The sequence below is a fragment of the Thioclava sp. NS-SX20 genome (assembly GCF_057380695.1).
The window spans coordinates 937269-954314 of the sequence record NZ_CM170816.1; the positions used below are offsets into that span (position 1 = coordinate 937269).

The 17046-nt window shown below is 61.4% G+C and carries 20 protein-coding genes and 2 tRNA genes; 18 read left to right on the forward strand and 4 right to left on the reverse strand.

All coding sequences use genetic code 11. The annotated features are described in order from the left end of the window. Nucleotides 1-82 precede the first annotated feature (82 nt). The 10 genes from AC2ISB_RS04690 to AC2ISB_RS04735 all read left to right on the forward strand — a co-directional run bounded on the left by AC2ISB_RS04690 (nucleotide 83) and on the right by AC2ISB_RS04735 (nucleotide 8080). On the forward strand, nucleotides 83-1168 hold the full coding sequence (locus AC2ISB_RS04690; RefSeq protein WP_406720648.1) for a cysteine desulfurase family protein: 1086 nt from the start codon (nucleotides 83-85) through the stop codon (nucleotides 1166-1168). A gap of 83 nt (nucleotides 1169-1251) precedes the next feature. Then, nucleotides 1252-2766, forward strand: coding sequence for a Fe-S cluster assembly protein SufB (gene sufB, locus AC2ISB_RS04695; protein WP_339107170.1), 1515 nt, complete (start codon nucleotides 1252-1254; stop codon nucleotides 2764-2766). Between the two features lie 15 nt (nucleotides 2767-2781). Further along, nucleotides 2782-3120, forward strand: coding sequence for a DMT family protein (locus tag AC2ISB_RS04700; protein ID WP_406720650.1), 339 nt, complete (start codon nucleotides 2782-2784; stop codon nucleotides 3118-3120). A gap of 10 nt (nucleotides 3121-3130) precedes the next feature. Continuing rightward, nucleotides 3131-3445, forward strand: a complete 315-nt coding sequence (locus AC2ISB_RS04705) for a heavy metal-binding domain-containing protein (RefSeq protein WP_339107172.1) — start codon at nucleotides 3131-3133, stop codon at nucleotides 3443-3445. A 14-nt stretch (nucleotides 3446-3459) separates the two neighbouring features. Further along, the gene (sufC, locus tag AC2ISB_RS04710) at nucleotides 3460-4233 is read left to right on the forward strand and encodes a Fe-S cluster assembly ATPase SufC (protein ID WP_339107173.1); all 774 of its coding nucleotides are present in this window, start codon (nucleotides 3460-3462) and stop codon (nucleotides 4231-4233) included. Further along, on the forward strand, nucleotides 4233-5543 hold the full coding sequence (locus AC2ISB_RS04715) for a SufB/SufD family protein (RefSeq protein ID WP_339107174.1): 1311 nt from the start codon (nucleotides 4233-4235) through the stop codon (nucleotides 5541-5543). Before sufC ends, AC2ISB_RS04715 begins: the two co-directional genes overlap by 1 nt. 9 nt (nucleotides 5544-5552) lie before the next feature. Continuing rightward, nucleotides 5553-6050 (forward strand): YIP1 family protein, encoded by a 498-nt coding sequence (locus AC2ISB_RS04720; RefSeq protein WP_339107175.1) that lies wholly within the window; start codon nucleotides 5553-5555, stop codon nucleotides 6048-6050. Between the two features lie 2 nt (nucleotides 6051-6052). Then, nucleotides 6053-6637 (forward strand): YIP1 family protein, encoded by a 585-nt coding sequence (locus AC2ISB_RS04725; RefSeq protein ID WP_339107176.1) that lies wholly within the window; start codon nucleotides 6053-6055, stop codon nucleotides 6635-6637. Between the two features lie 70 nt (nucleotides 6638-6707). Continuing rightward, nucleotides 6708-7928, forward strand: a complete 1221-nt coding sequence (locus AC2ISB_RS04730) for a cysteine desulfurase (RefSeq protein ID WP_486576346.1) — start codon at nucleotides 6708-6710, stop codon at nucleotides 7926-7928. A 75-nt stretch (nucleotides 7929-8003) separates the two neighbouring features. After that, a tRNA-Arg gene (locus AC2ISB_RS04735) sits at nucleotides 8004-8080 on the forward strand. A 101-nt stretch (nucleotides 8081-8181) separates the two neighbouring features. On the opposite strand, the gene AC2ISB_RS04740 is transcribed toward AC2ISB_RS04735, so the two are convergent. Next, complete coding sequence (locus AC2ISB_RS04740; protein ID WP_486576347.1) at nucleotides 8182-8556, reverse strand: site-specific integrase; 375 nt, start codon at nucleotides 8554-8556, stop codon at nucleotides 8182-8184. Here AC2ISB_RS04740 and AC2ISB_RS04745 point away from each other — a divergent pair. The 8 genes from AC2ISB_RS04745 (at nucleotide 8555) to AC2ISB_RS04780 (ending at nucleotide 14605) form a co-directional block, all read left to right on the forward strand. Further along, complete coding sequence (locus tag AC2ISB_RS04745; protein ID WP_486576349.1) at nucleotides 8555-10366, forward strand: hypothetical protein; 1812 nt, start codon at nucleotides 8555-8557, stop codon at nucleotides 10364-10366. The genes AC2ISB_RS04740 and AC2ISB_RS04745 overlap by 2 nt on opposite strands. Nucleotides 10367-10368: 2 nt before the next feature. Beyond that, nucleotides 10369-10983 (forward strand): DUF4376 domain-containing protein, encoded by a 615-nt coding sequence (locus tag AC2ISB_RS04750; protein ID WP_486576351.1) that lies wholly within the window; start codon nucleotides 10369-10371, stop codon nucleotides 10981-10983. A 35-nt stretch (nucleotides 10984-11018) separates the two neighbouring features. Then, the gene (locus tag AC2ISB_RS04755; protein ID WP_406720375.1) at nucleotides 11019-11708 is read left to right on the forward strand and encodes a hypothetical protein; all 690 of its coding nucleotides are present in this window, start codon (nucleotides 11019-11021) and stop codon (nucleotides 11706-11708) included. 38 nt (nucleotides 11709-11746) lie between these two features. After that, nucleotides 11747-12520, forward strand: a complete 774-nt coding sequence (locus AC2ISB_RS04760) for a lysozyme (protein WP_486576353.1) — start codon at nucleotides 11747-11749, stop codon at nucleotides 12518-12520. Then, nucleotides 12502-12864, forward strand: coding sequence for a hypothetical protein (locus AC2ISB_RS04765; RefSeq protein ID WP_486576355.1), 363 nt, complete (start codon nucleotides 12502-12504; stop codon nucleotides 12862-12864). Before AC2ISB_RS04760 ends, AC2ISB_RS04765 begins: the two co-directional genes overlap by 19 nt. Then, nucleotides 12854-13051 (forward strand): hypothetical protein, encoded by a 198-nt coding sequence (locus AC2ISB_RS04770; RefSeq protein WP_486576357.1) that lies wholly within the window; start codon nucleotides 12854-12856, stop codon nucleotides 13049-13051. The genes AC2ISB_RS04765 and AC2ISB_RS04770 overlap by 11 nt, the downstream gene beginning before the upstream one ends. 39 nt (nucleotides 13052-13090) lie before the next feature. Continuing rightward, on the forward strand, nucleotides 13091-14398 hold the full coding sequence (locus tag AC2ISB_RS04775; protein ID WP_486576359.1) for an SGNH/GDSL hydrolase family protein: 1308 nt from the start codon (nucleotides 13091-13093) through the stop codon (nucleotides 14396-14398). Between the two features lie 84 nt (nucleotides 14399-14482). Beyond that, nucleotides 14483-14605: transfer RNA gene (locus tag AC2ISB_RS04780), tRNA-OTHER, on the forward strand. Between the two features lie 66 nt (nucleotides 14606-14671). Here AC2ISB_RS04780 and AC2ISB_RS04785 read toward each other — a convergent pair. The 3 genes from AC2ISB_RS04785 to AC2ISB_RS04795 are packed head-to-tail and all read right to left on the reverse strand — an operon-like array spanning nucleotide 14672 to nucleotide 16541. Beyond that, on the reverse strand, nucleotides 14672-14989 hold the full coding sequence (locus AC2ISB_RS04785; RefSeq protein WP_486576361.1) for a site-specific integrase: 318 nt from the start codon (nucleotides 14987-14989) through the stop codon (nucleotides 14672-14674). A gap of 42 nt (nucleotides 14990-15031) precedes the next feature. After that, nucleotides 15032-15955 carry a DMT family transporter gene (locus AC2ISB_RS04790; protein ID WP_486576363.1) on the reverse strand — a complete coding sequence of 308 codons (924 nt, stop codon included), beginning with the start codon at nucleotides 15953-15955 and terminating at the stop codon, nucleotides 15032-15034. Nucleotide 15956: 1 nt separating this feature from the next. Beyond that, nucleotides 15957-16541, reverse strand: a complete 585-nt coding sequence (locus AC2ISB_RS04795; protein ID WP_406736717.1) for a TetR/AcrR family transcriptional regulator — start codon at nucleotides 16539-16541, stop codon at nucleotides 15957-15959. Between the last annotated feature and the right edge of the window lie 505 nt (nucleotides 16542-17046).

The window sequence follows — 17046 nt, forward strand, 5'->3', positions numbered from 1 at the left end:
GGTTATTGTCTTTTATCCGTTCTGCGCCTATGTCCAAAGCCAGATAACGGCCCATGTTACGGGCGCAGAAGGACATCGTGTCATGGAACGGCTCTATCTCGACTGGAACGCAACCACGCCTCTGCGGGCAGAGGCGAAGGCGGCGATGGTCGAGGCGATGGACCTGCTGGGCAATCCGTCTTCGGTTCATGCCGAAGGGCGGGCCGCGAAATCGCTGATGGAACGTTGCCGTGCGCAGATTGCCCATGCGATTGGTGCCGATGGTCAGGATGTTGTGTTTACCTCCGGCACGACCGAGGCATCGGCGCTGGTGCATGCGGGGCGCGGTATCCATTGCGCCGAGGTCGAGCATGACGCGGTGAAAGCATGGTGCGAGGCCGATCTTGCGGTGGATGGCTATGGTCGTGTGACCGTAGCGGACCCCGCGCGCTCCAGTTTGCAGATTGCCAATTCGGAAACCGGTGTGATTCAGGATCTGCCCGAGGGGCTGTGGTCGACCGACTTGACGCAGGGCTTTGGCAAGATCCCTCTGGCCTTCAACTGGATGGGCGCGACCTGTGGTCTTGTGTCGGCCCATAAGTTGGGCGGGCCCAAAGGGGTGGGGGCGGTGATCCTGAAACAGGGCACCGATCTGGCAGCGGGCCTGAAGGGCGGCGGGCAAGAGATGGGGCGCCGCGCAGGAACGGAAAATCTGATCGGTATCGCCGGATTTGCTGCGGCTTCCGAGGCTGCGATGCGCGATCTGGCCAATGGTGTCTGGGAAGAAGTGGCCGAACTTAGAAATATTCTAAAAAAGGCACTGGAAGAGGCTGTCGAAGACGTTTACTTTCCCGGATGGAACGCACCCGCAGACGGGCAGGGTCAGGCAGCAGCGCCTGCGCTTCTGCCCAATACATTGTCGGTGATCAGCCCCGGCTGGAAAGGCGAGACGCAGGTGATGCGGATGGACCTTGCAGGGGTTGCGGTCTCTGCCGGATCGGCCTGCTCGTCGGGTAAGGTTCGGGCCTCTGGCGTGTTGCGCGCTATGGGGTGGGGCGAAGATCTTGCGGGATGTGCGATGCGCGTCTCGCTTGGGCCGGGCATCACGCGCGAGGCGATCGACCGTTTCGTGGAGGCTTGGTCCAAAGCTCGGCGCAAGCATGGCGACAAGCTTCGGGAGCGTATGTGATAGGTCCGCAAGCCAGAGCTTGGCGCGGCGGATTTGGGGAAACGGTCGGCCATGAGCGCGACCAGCAAGATAGGGAATGACACGTGGCAGACGAGTTGCAAATCCGCGAGGGCGTCGACCGCGAGACGGTTGAAACGGTCCAGAATATGGGGTCGTATAAATACGGCTGGAATACCGAGATCGAGATGGAATACGCCCCCAAGGGCGTAAACGAGGATATCGTCCGCCTGATTTCTGAAAAGAACGAAGAGCCGGAATGGATGACCGAATGGCGTCTTCAGGCTTTCGCGCGCTGGAAAGAGATGGAAGAGCCCGATTGGGCGCTGCTCAACGTGCCGGAAATCGATTTTCAGGACCAGTATTACTATGCGCGTCCGAAATCGATGGAAACCAAGCCCAAATCGCTCGATGAGGTCGATCCCAAGCTTTTGGCGACCTATGAGAAACTGGGCATCCCGCTGAAGGAACAGATGATCCTTGCCGGTGTGGAAGGTGCCGAAGACTATGACCCGAGCAAGCGTCAGGTCGCCGTGGATGCGGTGTTCGACTCGGTCTCGGTCGGCACGACCTTCAAGGACAAGCTGCGCGAGGCGGGTGTGATCTTCTGCTCGATCTCGGAAGCGATCAAGGAACACCCCGAGCTGGTCAAGAAATATATCGGCTCGGTCGTGCCGCAGTCGGATAACTACTATGCCACGCTGAACTCTGCGGTCTTCTCGGATGGGTCCTTCGTCTATATCCCGCCGGGGGTCCGCTGCCCGATGGAGCTGTCGACCTATTTCCGTATCAACGCGGAAAATACGGGGCAGTTCGAGCGCACGCTGATCGTGGCCGACAAGGGCGCCTATGTGTCCTATCTTGAAGGCTGCACCGCGCCGAAACGGGACACCGCCCAGCTGCACGCGGCTGTTGTGGAGATCGTCATCGAGGAAGATGCCGAGGTCAAATATTCGACCGTTCAGAACTGGTTCCCCGGTGACGAGGACGGCAAGGGCGGCATCTATAACTTCGTGACCAAACGCGCCGATTGTCGTGGCGACCGTGCCAAGGTGATGTGGACGCAGGTGGAAACCGGCTCGGCCATCACGTGGAAATACCCGTCCTGCATCCTGCGCGGCGAGGAATCCTCGGGCGAGTTTTACTCGATCGCCATCGCCAATAACTACCAGCAGGCCGATACCGGCACCAAGATGGTCCATCTGGGCAAGAATTCGCGCTCGCGGATCGTGTCCAAGGGGATCTCGGCGGGCAAGGCGCAGAACACCTATCGGGGGCTGGTCTCGATGCACCCGAAAGCGTCTAACTCGCGCAACTACACGCAATGTGACAGCCTGCTGATCGGGTCGGAATGCGGGGCGCATACCGTGCCCTATATCGAGGTCAAGAACAACACGAGCCGCGTTGAACACGAGGCCACCACCTCGAAGGTCGATGACGACCAGCTGTTCTACTGCCGTGCCCGCGGCATGGACGAGGAAGAGGCGGTCGCTCTGGTGGTGAACGGCTTCTGCCGCGAGGTGCTGCAGGCGCTGCCGATGGAGTTCGCGATGGAAGCGCAGTCGCTGGTGGCGATCTCGCTGGAAGGCTCTGTAGGCTAGGGGCGTTGGGCGTTCATGAGCGCATATCTCCTTCCGGTCGTGCTGCTGATCGCGTCCAACGTTTTCATGACGGTGGCGTGGTACGGGCACCTGAAATATTCCACGGCACCGCTTTGGGCCGTGGTGATCATCAGCTGGTCGATTGCCTTTATCGAATACTGGATGGCCGTTCCGGCCAACCGGATCGGGCATCAGGTCTATTCGACGGCACAGCTCAAGACGATCCAGGAGGTCATCACGCTGGTGGTCTTTGTGGGGTTTTCGACCTTCTATCTGAAGGAACCGCCCAGCCTGACGACCGTCGCGGGATTTGTGCTGATCGGGTTGGGGGCCATGCTGGTCTTCAAGGGATGAGGAGCGCGTCATGATCGTCACCACCACAGCCACGATCGAAGGTCACAAGATCACCGCCTATCACGGCATTGTCGTGGGCGAGGCGATCATGGGGGCCAATATCGTGCGCGATTTTTTCGCGCAGATCACCGATATCGTGGGCGGTCGTTCGGGCGCCTATGAGGCCAAACTTGCCGATGCGCGCGAGGTGGCCTTCAAAGAACTGGAAGAGCGCGCCCGGGCCAAGGGCGCAAACGCAATCGTTGGCGTCGATCTTGATTACGAGGTCGTCGCGGATTCGATGTTGATGGTGTCGGCATCCGGCACGGCTGTCACCATCGACTGAACAGGAAAAAGACTATGCTAGAGATCAAAAACCTGCACGCAGAACTCGAAGAGGGTGGCAAGAAGATCCTCAAGGGTGTGAATCTGACCATCGAAACCGGCAAGGTCCATGCGATCATGGGGCCGAACGGTTCGGGGAAATCGACGCTGTCCTATGTGCTTTCGGGCCGTGACGGCTATGCCGTGACCGAAGGCTCGGCCACGCTTGATGGCGAGAACCTGCTGGAGCAGGAGCCCGAAGAGCGCGCCGCCGAAGGGCTGTTCCTTGCGTTCCAGTATCCGGTCGAGATCCCGGGCGTGGGCAATATGACCTTCCTGCGCACGGCCGTGAACGCCCAGCGTAAAGCGCGTGGCGAGGAAGAGTATTCGGCAGGTGAATTCCTGAAGATCGTGCGCGAGAAGGCGAAATCGCTGAAGATCGACGCCGAGATGCTGAAGCGTCCGGTCAATGTGGGCTTCTCGGGCGGTGAGAAAAAGCGCAACGAGATCCTGCAGATGGCGATGCTGGAACCGAAGATGTGCATCCTTGACGAGACCGACTCGGGGCTGGATGTGGACGCTATGAAACTGGTGTCGGACGGCGTGAATGCGCTGCGCTCGGAAGGCCGGTCCTTCCTTGTGATCACCCACTACCAGCGCTTGCTGGACCATATCAAACCCGATGTCGTGCATATCATGGCGGCGGGCCGTATCATCAAGACCGGTGGCCCCGAGCTGGCACTGGAAGTCGAGAAGAACGGCTATTCCGACCTGCTGAAAGAACACGGGATCAGCGAGGTGATGGCCTGATGGCAAGCGCAAAACTCCGCAATCAGGCGCTCAAGGCCGAAGCCTTGACCGCCCGCTTGGCCGCGCTGGATCTGCCCGAAGGCGGGTTCACCGCAGCCGCCCGTGCCGATGCGCTGCAACGGCTGACCGCGATGGGCCTGCCGGGCCGTCGTGATGAATACTGGCGCTGGACCAACCCGACGGGGCTGAACGCGCCGGAGGCACCGAAAGCCGCGCTGTTCAACCCCAAGGACGAGCCCGCGAATTTCGACACGTTCGAGCGCGTGCGTCTGGTCTTTGTCGATGGCGTCTTCAACGAGGATCTGTCGGACGACCTGATCAATGCCGGTGTCGAGATCTCGCGTCTGGCCGAGGCGGATGCCGCCGATATCCATTGGGCGCAGTCGCTTTATGGCAAGCTGGAAGCCGATGGCCAGAAACCGGTCGACCGTCCCTATGCCGCGCTCAATACCGCTGCGGCCAAGGACGGGCTGCTGATCAGGGTCACGGGGCAGGCGGCGAAACCCGTGCATATCGACTACCTGCACGAGGATGACGGCTCCGACGTGATGCTGCACCATGTCGTCAAGCTGGAAGAAGGCTCCGAGATCACCTTGCTGGAAAGCGGTCCTGCGGGCGCGCGTTTCAATATCGTGACCGAGGTCGATGTGGCCAAGGGCGCGAAGTTCCACCATCTGCGCATTCAGGGCCGTTCGCAGGAACGTCTGGCCAATACCCATATCTTCACCCGCGTGGCCGAGGAGGGGCTTTTCAAGTCTTTCACCATGACCTCGAACGGGCAGCTGACGCGCAATGAATGCGTGATCGACATGGTGGGCGACGATGCTGTGGCGCATGTGGCGGGTGCCGCTTTGGGCGACGGTCACAAAGGTCCGTTCCACCATGATGATACCGTCTTCATCACGCATGGCGCTCTGCGCGGCGAAAGCCGTCAGGTCTTCAAGAAAGTGCTGAAAAACGGCGCGCATGGCATTTTCCAGGGTAAGATTCTGGTGAAAGAGGGCGCGCAGAAGACCGATGGCTACCAGATCAGCCAGTCGCTTCTTCTGGATGAGGACAGCCAGTTCCTCGCCAAGCCCGAGCTTGAGATCTATGCCGATGACGTGGCCTGTTCGCATGGCTCGACCACCGGTGCGATTGACGAGACCGCACTCTTCTACCTGCGCTCGCGCGGTGTGCCGAAGGCGGTTGCGGTCAATCTGCTGGTCCTGAGCTTCGTGGCCGATGCGGTCGAGGAGATCGAGGACGAGGCCCTGCGCGAAGACGTGCTGTCGCGTCTTGAGGGCTGGCTGGCCCGTCACCGCTCCTGAGCCTGTCGGATGTCGGCTCTTTCGGATATCCTTCGCAGCTATCGCGCACCCCGTCAGGTGGTGCGCGATCACCTGTCGCACGCGCCGTCCGAACCTCGGGCGCTGACCTTTCTGCTGTCGGCGCTGGTGCTGGTTTACATCGCGCAATGGCCGGGACTGTCCCGGTTTGCCTTTGAAAACCCCGCTACCCCTTTGCCTGCCCTGATGTTGGGACAGGCGCTGGGGCTGTTGGTGGCCGTGCCGCTTTTCTATCTGGTGGCGCTGATCGCCAGGGGGGTGGCAAAGCTTCTGGGCGGGAAGGGCAGCGGATATGGCGCGCGGATCGCGCTCTTCTGGGCGCTATTGGCGGCCTCGCCGCTGCTGCTCTTGCGCGGGCTGGTCTCTGGCTTTATTGGCGTAGGGCATCAGGCGAATATGGTGGGGGTCGCGACCTTTCTCGTGTTCGTCATATTCTGGATCTCGGGAATGCGCGTCGCCTTCTTCGAGACCACCGCAAAGCGGGGATGATCTTGGAACAGTTTACTTTCAGACAGGCAATTTTAGGCACGATTACCCAGCCGCAATCCGTCGCACGGGCGCTGATTGACTGGAACCCGCCAACGCAGGCGCGCTGGCTGGGGCTGGCGGTTGTGGTGGTGCTGTCCGCCTGTCTTGGCCTGTTCGGTCAGGTGCTGGCCAGCACAATGGTCCCCGATACCGAGCGACTGAGCCTGAACCCCATTCCGATGATCCTGATTCAGGCCGCGATCCTGATCTATGCGGCAGGGGCCATGACCTTTGTCGGGCGGATGGGCAATGGCCACGGTGCTTTCCGCGATGCGCTTTTGCTGATGACATGGGCCGAATTTGTCATGGTCATCTTGCAGGTGGTGCAGCTTGCGCTGATCATGATCCTGCCCTCCGGCCTCGGGGCCACAACCGTTATCCTGCTGACGCTGATGTTCTATTTCATCGTCAATTTCGTGGCGGCTTTGCACGGGTTCCGCAACCTTGCTGTGGTTGCGATCGGCACGATTGTCACGTTCTTTGCCTCGGCCTTCGCGACCGGTCTGGTCCTGATGCTGCTGGGGGTCATGCCGTCGCCCTCGCCATAAGCCAAATCGTTCCGGACGGGTCCCGCTGGGGCCCGTTCCATCTGTTCTATATCCCGTCAGGGGGGCTCCCATGTTCGATGTTCAAACCATCCGCGCCGATTTTCCGATCCTGTCGCGTGAAGTGAACGGCAAACCGCTGGTCTATCTCGATAACGGTGCCTCGGCGCAGAAGCCGCGGGTGGTGATCGATGCGATGACGCGGATGTATGAGGAGGATTATGCCAATGTCCACCGTGGCTTGCATACGCTTTCCAATCTTTCGACCGAGAAATACGAGGGCGTTCGTGGCATCATTGCCCGCTTCCTGAACGCGCCTGACGAGCACGAGATCATCTTTACCACCGGCTCGACCGAGGGGATCAATCTGGTCTCTTATGCATGGGCCGCCCCGCGCCTTCAGGCGGGCGACGAGATCGTGCTGTCGGTTCTGGAACATCACGCCAATATCGTGCCGTGGCATTTCCTGCGCGAACGTCAGGGCGTGGTGCTGAAATGGGTCGAGCCGGAACCCGATGGTTCGCTGCCTGCCGAGAAAGTGCTGGAGGCCGTGGGGTCGCGCACCAAGCTGATTGCCGTCACCCATATGTCGAATGTGCTGGGCACGCTGGTCGATGTGGCCGCCATTTCGAAAGGCGCGCGCGAGAAGGGCGTGCCGGTGCTGGTCGACGGCTCGCAGGCGGCGGTGCATATGCCGGTGGACGTGGCGGCGATCGGCTGCGATTTCTACGCGATCACGGGGCACAAGCTTTACGGGCCCTCGGGGTCTGGCGCGATCTGGATTGCGAAGGACCGTCAGGCCGAGATGCGTCCCTTCCTTGGCGGGGGCGACATGATCGACACGGTGACCCGCGATACGGTGACCTATCACACACCGCCGATGAAATTCGAGGCCGGGACGCCGGGGATCGTGCAGCAATACGGGCTGGGTGTCGCGCTGGACTATCTGATGTCGATCGGCATGAAGACGATCGAGGCGCATGAGCAGGATCTGCGCCGCTACACCGCCGAGAAGCTGCAGGGGTTGAACTGGCTCAACCTGCAAGGCGTGCCCCCCGAGGGCGGTGCCATTTTCTCGATGACGTTGAACGGTCCGGCCCATCCGCATGATATGTCGACGATTCTCGACAAGCGCGGCGTGGCTGTGCGGGCGGGCAGCCATTGTGCCATGCCGCTGATGCAGCATCTGGGGGTCACGGCGACGGCGCGCGCGTCCTTTGCGATGTATAACACCAAAGCCGAGGCCGATGCGCTTGTTTCGGCCCTTGAGCTTTGCCACGATCTTCTGGGGTGAGGCGATTTAATGCAGCGGGCAGGGTGATTTGCCCGTTGCGAAGGTCTTCCGGCTCGGATATACGGACGACAGCACGCACCCATAGCTCAGCTGGATAGAGCGCTGCCCTCCGAAGGCAGAGGCCAGAGGTTCGAATCCTCTTGGGTGCGCCATTATTTTCAATAACTTACGGCGGGTCGCCCCAAAAACAATCAGGCGAGTATTTGTTACGCGTAACGGATTGCCGCGCTTGACAACCATTTTGGCCTGATTCTCAGCCCCTCCAATTGTCCATCGCATCGCGGGCGCTGGACATATAATCGGGCGCGTGGTGGCCATAGACCTTCTCGATGGTCTCGACGCTGGTCACGAAATATCCGGCGACATGCCACTTGCTCGCGCCGGCCTGCAGCGCCCAGGTGATTGCCGTGTGTTTGAGCGTGTGCGGCGTGACGCCCTCAAGGCCCGCGACGGTCACGGCTTTGGCGAAGCCCCGCTTGATATCGCCAACTCGTCCGCCCTCATATTCGACCGCCCATCGTGCGCCGCTTGCCTGCCAGCGGCGCAGGTGGGCAGCCAGCTTGCGAGGGATTGGCGCAGGCGTCCGGCGCTTTTTCGTCTGCCGCTCACCTTCTGCGATTCGATACATGATGCCGCGCTCGAGGTCGAACCAGCCACCGTCTATCCGTATCCTGCCGTTTGTCTATTGTGCGGCATCGCGGGCAGAGTCGGGGGTGACCTATGAGGTCGCCATCATCAAGACGGAGGACATTACCGCCGCAGAGGACGTGCGTGCGGATACGGCGGCCACGCTGACCAATCTCTACTGGCTGAAAGCCGACGGAGTGGAAGCCGTTGCTCAGGCATCGCGGGATCTCACTACGGCTTACGAGGCTGGCGATCAGGCGATCAGCACCAACCTGTCGGAAAATTACTACAACAAATCGGCAGCGGACACGGCAACGGCAGCGGAAATCACGGCCTACAACGCCACCATTCGTGACACTAACGGGCAGATTAAATCCACGCTGCTGACCAACTACGTAACCACCGCGGAGCAGGGCAGCGCGATTGCAGCAGCGAAGGCGGAGCTTAACGCTTCGATTGCGAAGGTCGCAGCGTCCACCGCGTCGTTCCAGCGTATCCTGACCGAAGCCGCCGATTTTGACGGGATAGGGGCTGCGGCAACTGTTGATGATGCCAGCGCCGCGCTGGGGCAGGCTGGAACGGTGGTGATCAATGACGTGTCCACCGTGGCAACCAGTGCGTCAGGTGTGACAAGCGGTGCCTACATCACGATCCCCACTGACCTCGCGGTGACGTTCGCCGGTCAGCGGATCAGGATTGGCGTCATGGCGCGGCAACCTGCCAATAATCCGGCGTCCACATTCGGCGTGGCCTACTCGACCAATTCGGATGGTAACTCGGGCCTGATGGTTTCCGAAGCCCTGACGACCGCGTGGAAATGGTTTGTCTTCTACTATGACGTGCCTCTGGCAACGGCGGGCGGCACCGATTACCTCGGGCTGTATGGTTGCGGCAGCCGCACTGGCAGCGACCGCACAGAGGTCTCTCGGGTCTATATCGACATTGCCGCCATCGCCACGGACCTGCCGGAGATTTCCGACCTGTCCGGCAGCCTCGAAGAGATCAAGGGGCTTGACCTCGATGCGCTCGCAGGCACGGCTTTCGGCCAGTTCCTCACGGGGCTGGATGTGCAGGCCGATGGTAGCTCGGCCACGGTGACACAGCAGGCGCAGGCTCTGGCTGAAGTGGGTGGCAAAGTTGCGGCATCATGGTCCGTGGCTGGCACCGCTGGCTCGGACGGGGTATTCTCGATCTCGGGCGTGGTGCAGGGTGGGGGCGATGGTGCATCGCGGTCGGTGCTGAAATTCACGTCTGACGTCCTGCAGTTCGACGGCGAAATTTCGCAGTTCTTCGGTCTGGTCACGGCTGACCAGATCGACGTGACAGATCTGCGGGTTGGTGCGGCCAATATCGAGCTGGCCTCGATCACAGGGGCGCATATCGGGGAGCTGACCGTTGACACGCTCAACCTTGCCGAAGGGTCTGTCTCGTATTCGGAAAGCTACGAAATCACCTGTCCGAATGGCTGTGCGAACGACCGCTATTATCTGCAAGCCGAGTTCACGCTGGAAATTCCAGTGGATAGCTTGGTGTTCCTGAGCGCCGATAACTACGGGATGATCAACCTCGACAATGCCAAGGAATATGCGTGGCGGGTCACCGTGCCGGAGGAAAGCTTCGACCGGTATATCTATGGCGGCAAGACGGAGACGTTTGCGCAAACTGGTTTCTACTGGACCTATGACGGCGATCCCCTCGTCTTCATGGCACCGTTTTCGGCAGGCACAAAAACGATCAGGGTCTGGGCCACAAACTTCCGATCCTCGACCGTCAACTATCTCAATTTCTCAATCGTCTATCTCAAGAGGTGAGCATGGCTGATTACACCATCTACGCCCCCGCCAGCGGGCAGATCTTGCGGACTATGCGTCTGCCGGATGCGGCGGGAGAGCCTGCTGTTGCCGATACGGAGGCGCTGCTGGAAGGCCGCTATTCGGGGCGGACCTACTATGTCGCGGACGGTGCGCCTGTGGCGTTCCCCGAAAACCCCGACCCAGCCTATGAGTGGGATTGGGACGCGAAGGCGTGGGTTGATCCTCGTACCGACACAGAGGTCGCAGACGCTGCCAAGGAGGCCGTTCGGGTCAAGCGCAACGCCGTCATGGATGGCGGCATCGTCTTCATGAACCTGCCGATGAAGACCGACGAATATTCGCGGTCGCTGGTCACGAACGAGGTGACCTATATCGGCGGCCTGAGCGATGCGCAGGTGTCGGCCTATTCGCTGAACTTCAAATTTGCGGACGGTCAGTATCAGGCGCTCGACTTCGCGGGCGTCATGGCCTTCTTCTACGCCATGCGCCAGCACGTCAGCGACTGTTTTGCCCGCGAGGCCGAGCTGGTTGCGGCCATCGATAGCGGTGGGTCGTATGACATAGATGCGGGCTGGCCCAGCAACACCGAAAACATGGTCCTGAGAGACACCTGACCCGCCCCCGAGGCGGGCTTTTTTATGAGGCGAGCATGAAAGAAACGACAAAAGCGGGCTGGTTTGCCTTCGTGCGTAATGTCGGTGCAACGGTCACGGCGGCGGGTGTCATCTGGGGGGCTATGGTTTGGACCTTGCAGCCGCGTATCGAGGGCTGGCTTTCGGGGTTTATCGCCGCCCAGATCGGGGTGACGGCGGCGGATCTGCGCGATGTCCGGACCTCCATCGAGCAGCAGCAATCCACCATCGCCACGATATCCGAGACTCAGGCGCGGGTGGCTGAGACGGTCAATAAGGTGGTCGAGCGTATCGCCAGCCTAGAGAAGGCGAAGGCACTCGATAGCAGCCCACCGATCCGCTTTGCCAGCATCGGCAATAGCGTCAGTGCGGGCCGGATCGGTGGGCTGGTGTTTCACGAATGGCGCATGCGCAAGCTGCGCGATTGCGGCACGCCGCGTTCGCGGGCCTATTTTGTGAACGGCGGTGGGCGGGTGCATCTGTTCACCGGCAAATCGAACAGCGATGGCGATGGCTGGACGGTGCCGATGCCACTTGATGACACCTGGCAGGTGTCGCGGTTCTCGGCCCGCATCCCCGCCGATGACGGGGTGGAGCCGACTGGCGACGGGCTGGCGATGGCCTTCCTCGTCGTGGACTGGCCGGAGAAATGCCCCAACGTGCCGCCCTTGCGAAGCCCCGAAGTTCCATTCCGGATCTTGCCCTAATCCCCCGCCCCTCCGGCGGGGTTTTCATGGAGAAAACAATGAAGCTCATTCCCGACGCATGGCGCGTCGTTATCCTTGCGTATTCGTTCTGGTTCAACGTCCTCGGTCTGGTGGTGCTGATCGCGCCCGAGATTGTTTTTGCCGCCACTGGCATCGACATGGACCCCGTGCTGCGCTGGTGTCTTGTTGTCGGCCTGCTGATCGCCGGTCTAGCCGGTCGGCTTGTGCGGCAGACCTCGGCAGCGTGGGTGCAATGGTTGCGGATGCTGGCGGTCCTGTTGATCATTGTCCTGGCATCGGTTGGGGTGGCGCGGGCTGATGCGCCCAGCCGTGGCCCGCTGGTAGTCGGTGCCGCAGTCAGCGAGACGCAGATCATGGCCGTGGCCCTGCCGCATATCGAGCAATGGGAAGGCATGCGGCTCAAGGCATATCTGGACATTGTGGGGGTGCCGACGATTTGCGCGGGCACCACGCGCGGCGTCTATATCGGCATGACCAAGACGCGGGCCGAATGTGAGGCCATCATGCAGGCCGAGGCGCTGGAATACTGGCGCGGCGTGTCCGGCTATCTCACCAAGGCCACGCTCAAGGACCGGATCACGGCGAGTCGTGGGGCAGCGTGGACAAGCTTCGCGATCAATGTCGGCATTTCCAGCGCGGGGCGCAGCACGGCCACACGTCGCCTGAATGCTGGCGATATCGATGGCGCGTGCAAGGCGCTGACGTGGTGGAATAAGGCGGGCGGACGCGTGATCCTCGGGCTGGTCAATCGTCGCAGCGCCGAGTGTGACCTGTGTCAATCCGCAGCCTGATCCCAATCGCGGTGCTGGTCATCGCATTTCTCGCAGGCTGGACGGTGCAGGGCTGGCGCATGTCTGCCCGCATCGAGGCGGCACGGGCCGAGGCCGCAGAAACCCACGCCGATGATCTGGCCGCAGCCCTCGCTCAGAGGGATGCCGCAACCGCCCGCACCAACGCCGCCAACGACGCGCTGGCCGAGGCCGAACGCGCCCTGCTGGTTGCGCAGGGCGAACGCGACACCGCCCAAAGGAGGCTGATTGATGAACTCGAAACCGACGCTGGCCTGTCTGGCGCTGGCATCCCTGCTGACCGCCTGCAGTCAATCCAGCAGCACTGGGCCGGTGGTGGCCGATGACCCGCCGCGCCCGCAAGTCCAACTGCCCGCTGCCGCGCGCCTTCCGTGCGCGTCTCCGGCGTCCCTGCTGGCGACAGGCGGGACGCTGGCTGATGACGCGGTGAGCATCACCCGCCTCGGTGACGAGCTGATTGCCTGCGATGGCCGCCGCCGCGTGGCCGTTGAAACCTATGACCGTGCGCAATGACGCACACGCCAATAAACCCCTGAATAGGAGCATAATATCATGGCACGTTTCCCCTCACGTGGTGGCCCGCGCCCGCCCTTTGGTTATCCGCGTCCTCGCCCGCGCCCGGGCATGGGCGGCGGTGGCTTCAAGCGCATCGTCTTTGTCGGGGCCTCGATTATGAACCGCACCTTCGGTGGGGCCAGCCTTGCCGAGGATTCCTCGGGCGGCTCCTGGGCCGATATGGAGGCCAAGCTGGCGGCCAATGGCGCGCCGGGGGTCGAGGTCCGTTGCCGCGCGGTGGGCGGCTATACGGTGGCCCAAGTCATGCCGCTTCTGCAGGAGGCGCTGGACGCCTATCCCGGCAATGACACGCTGTTCTGCCTGCATGCGGGCGGCAATAACGCGACCAGCGGGCAGGATCAGGCGACTTTCGAGGCCGAGGTCGACGCCATGCTCGCGGTCATCGCCACGCGCCCGGGGCAGGTGCTCTGGTCCGATATCAGCTGGCGCACGCCCTATGTCACCACCAAGGCGGGTGCAGTCTCGACCGCGGCCAATTACAACAGCTGGCTCAAGGCGAAACTGCTGGCGGCCAAGAGCACGCTGTTTGCCGACGGGTATTACGATGACATGACCGCAGCGACCTGCTTCAACGATTGGGTCTATGCGAATCGGGCGCATTTCTTCGAGACTGATGATATCGTGCATCCGGACGCGGACGGGCAGGAGCGGCTGCGCGGCTGGTTTGCCGAACGCTTGGCGCCGCTTCTCAAGTCGCGCCGAATCCCGAGCCAATATGACTGGACGCAGTTCGCGCCTGAAATCGATACTTCGGCCACGAACGCTTTCATCGTCATCTCGCCCCAGATGGTGCATGGCTGTCACCGCCTGTCCTTCACCGAGACGGGAGAATACTTCGATGGCCCTGCCGATAAGGTGCTGAATTACGACGGCAGCTATGGGGGCCTGACGGCGAAGGGCACCTATACCGGGGCGGCGGTGCTTTATAACTCGACGGGCCGTGCGGACGGGAACGCCGAGTGGCAGGGCACTCTGGATTACATCGAGTTCACGCGCCGGTCCTGTTCGTGGAATACCGCGCAGGCGGTGAAAATCGAGCTGTATGCGGCCCCGAACACGGTGCTCGATATCGACTTCACGGCCTCGCGCAAATCGACCAGCGTGACCAATGCGCTCTGGACGGGATCGGACGGCACCAGCGTCGAGCATAGCGGCACGGCGGACCCGACCTCGATCGTCTCGGCGCAGTTCACGACGGACGGGACCGGCCGTCTGGAGCTCGTGCAGACGCTCCTGTCGGGCTACGCCTATGATGGTGTGATCTGGGTGCGTGACGCGGCCTGATGCAAACAAAGACGGGGAGCCGGTTGGCTCCCCATCACTTTCGGCGTTATGGTGTCCGTATCTGTTACGCGTAACGGTTACGGTGCGCCTGAATGCTTCTGAACGTGAACGAAATGCAGGGAAAACAGTGTTCTTAACGTGAACAAATACGCCGGAACTGCCCTCCGAAGGCAGAGGCCAGAGGTTCGAATCCTCTTGGGTGCGCCATAAATTCAATTAGTTAGAGAATTCGCACTCCGCGCCAAGTCCGTTATAAGTCCGGATTTCGCTAAATTATGCCCGTTTATCGATGGCATCCAGCGCAGATTCTTGGAAATGCGGGCTGTGATGTCCATAGGTCTTCTCAATGGTCTGGACGCTCGTCCCGAAGTATTCGGCAGTGTCCCAGATGGACGCGCCTTTCTGCAATGTCCATGTGATTGCAGTATGCTTTAGGGTATGTGGGGTGATGTCTGATAGGTTTATGCGCACGCCGCGTTTCCATGCCATTTTCTGGCCAAGTTCACAGGCGCGCCGGATCTCGGCGGGCAGGCGGGCAGGCGGGTTGGGCCTTGCCTCCTTTTCATTTCGCGTCTGGTCCCCGACAGACACAAAGGACGCCTTTGGGTTGAGGATGGTCTTTATTCAGGGCGCTTACGATGGGGGTGGCTTTGTTTTTCGATCTGCGGAACCGGGTGGCAGGGTGAGAAGGGTGAGGCATCCCACCACCAGTGCCACGCCGACCCAGCCCAAGGGAGGGAGGTGTTCGCCGACGACGAGAATGGCCAGAATGGCGGCGATGACGGGTTCGAGGAGGGTGATGGTCGTGGCTGTGCTGGCCTCGACATGGGCGAGGCCGTAGCCGAAGCAGAGATAGCCCAGAAACATGGGCACGGCGGCCATATAAAGCCCTACAGCGGCATTCGACCAAGACATAAGAAACGCGCCGCCCGTGCCCAGAAGGACCGGCATCAGAAGCACCCCGCCCAAGCCGAACGTGGCACCCATCGCGACAGAGGAGGGCAGCCCCCGCAGCATCATACGACGTGCGGTCCAGGCATAAAGCCCGTAAGTCAGCCCCCCCAAGATGCCCAGCAGGATGCCGATGATCGTGTCATGTCCTTTGTCCAGCGGGGTGTCGGGCAGTTGTTCTGCCAGACAAATCAACGTCATGCCGAGCAATCCGACCGCGGCGCTGATGCCCCAGCGCAGGCTCAGCCGTGTTTTGTCGAACGCATATTCGATCAGCGCGGAGAGCAGCGGGGCCGAGCCGATCGTGACCACCGTGCCCACTGTGACACCGGCAAGCCGCATCGCGCCGTAAAAGGCCAGCGGATAGATGGCCACCGCCAGAGCGCCTGCCACAAGCAGGGTCCGGTCTGCCCAGAGGGCGGGGGCGGCGCGGTTGATCCCGCGCACGGCCAGAAGGGCCTGTGCAATGCCGCCGATCCCCATTGCGGCCGCGCCGATTGCGGCGGCGCTGACATCGGGGGCGAAGGTTGCAGCGGTGCCGGTGGTGCCCCAGACACAGGCCGCAAAGAGAATGGCCGCGACGCCCTTGCCATAGCTTGCGCTCATCTCACAGCCTCTCCAGCAGGTCGGTGATCAGGGCCTTGGCGCGTATCATCTGCGCATTGTTGCCTTCAAGGCCTGCCCGCATCATCGCGCCCTCCAGCAGAAAGGCGATATGGGCGGTCAGTGCGGCGGCCCGATCCGGCGTTTCGGGCAGCATGGCCTGAAGATGCTGCGCCAGAATGGCTTCGACCTGTTCTTTATGGCGGCGCACGGCGTCCCGTGCAGGGTCGCCAGCCTCCAGTTCGGCGGCGGCATTCAGCAATCCGCAGCCGCGAAAACCGCGCTCATAGGCCTGTTCGGCATGATCCTGATAGGCCTCGAACACGGCCAGAACCCGCGCGCGCGGATCTACGGCCTGCGCCAGTCGCCGATCGTAAAGGGCCAGCCATTCGGCGTGGCGGGCCTCGATATACTGGCCGACAAGATCCGCTTTCGAGGCGAAGTTGTTGTAGAGGCTTTTCTTTGCGACGCCTGCGCGGGTGATGATCGCGTCGATCCCCGTGCCGTTGATGCCGTGACTGTAAAAGAGCTCCATCGCCGCCTGCAGGAGGCGGTCATGGGCGGTGTGTCCGGTTCGGGGGTGGGGCATCACGCGGCGACCTCCTTGAAGGTAGGTCGATTGGTATACCTGCTTCCGGTCCGCCGCAAGATGCAAAGCCTTCCCCTGCGACAAGGGGCGCCTGTCACAAGACAGGGGCTTGGCCGTAGGCAGGCCGTGTATCAGGCGATGTCAGGAAGGGGGGTGAATGGGCGCGGGGCTGTTACGACGGTGTGAACCCCGCGCCCGAAACTCGTTACATCATCAATATGGGCCGGGGTCGGCGATCTTTCAATCGCGACATTGGTCGATTTCACAAGCCCCCCGAAACCTGGCGCGGCCTTGCTGGTGCCAGGTTTCGGAGCCGGTCCTGATGGCCTGCAAGCAGAGCGGCTGCGGAATGGGCCTTCCGGAGATCAGCCGTCAGATCTTGCAGGAAAACAAGGTAAGGGCAGGCGCGGTCTGGGCCGCACCCGATACTCGTTATGCAAAACACGTTACCCGCTTATAATATACAGATGAAATATATAAATCAATAATTGGATTGAATGCTCCA

Bases quoted from the DNA above. Each gene is read 5' to 3' on its own strand.
- AC2ISB_RS04690 (WP_406720648.1), top strand. From the start codon at position 83: ATGGAACGGCTCTATCTCGACTGGAACGCAACCACGCCTCTGCGGGCA.
- AC2ISB_RS04700 (WP_406720650.1), top strand. From the start codon at position 2,782: ATGAGCGCATATCTCCTTCCGGTCGTGCTGCTGATCGCGTCCAACGTT.
- AC2ISB_RS04705 (WP_339107172.1), top strand. From the start codon at position 3,131: ATGATCGTCACCACCACAGCCACGATCGAAGGTCACAAGATCACCGCC.
- sufC (WP_339107173.1), top strand. From the start codon at position 3,460: ATGCTAGAGATCAAAAACCTGCACGCAGAACTCGAAGAGGGTGGCAAG.
- AC2ISB_RS04715 (WP_339107174.1), top strand. From the start codon at position 4,233: ATGGCAAGCGCAAAACTCCGCAATCAGGCGCTCAAGGCCGAAGCCTTG.
- AC2ISB_RS04720 (WP_339107175.1), top strand. From the start codon at position 5,553: ATGTCGGCTCTTTCGGATATCCTTCGCAGCTATCGCGCACCCCGTCAG.
- AC2ISB_RS04730 (WP_486576346.1), top strand. From the start codon at position 6,708: ATGTTCGATGTTCAAACCATCCGCGCCGATTTTCCGATCCTGTCGCGT.
- AC2ISB_RS04745 (WP_486576349.1), top strand. From the start codon at position 8,555: ATGATGCCGCGCTCGAGGTCGAACCAGCCACCGTCTATCCGTATCCTG.
- AC2ISB_RS04740 (WP_486576347.1), bottom strand. From the start codon at position 8,556: ATGTATCGAATCGCAGAAGGTGAGCGGCAGACGAAAAAGCGCCGGACG.
- AC2ISB_RS04750 (WP_486576351.1), top strand. From the start codon at position 10,369: ATGGCTGATTACACCATCTACGCCCCCGCCAGCGGGCAGATCTTGCGG.
- AC2ISB_RS04755 (WP_406720375.1), top strand. From the start codon at position 11,019: ATGAAAGAAACGACAAAAGCGGGCTGGTTTGCCTTCGTGCGTAATGTC.
- AC2ISB_RS04760 (WP_486576353.1), top strand. From the start codon at position 11,747: ATGAAGCTCATTCCCGACGCATGGCGCGTCGTTATCCTTGCGTATTCG.
- AC2ISB_RS04775 (WP_486576359.1), top strand. From the start codon at position 13,091: ATGGCACGTTTCCCCTCACGTGGTGGCCCGCGCCCGCCCTTTGGTTAT.
- AC2ISB_RS04790 (WP_486576363.1), bottom strand. From the start codon at position 15,955: ATGAGCGCAAGCTATGGCAAGGGCGTCGCGGCCATTCTCTTTGCGGCC.
- AC2ISB_RS04795 (WP_406736717.1), bottom strand. From the start codon at position 16,541: ATGCCCCACCCCCGAACCGGACACACCGCCCATGACCGCCTCCTGCAG.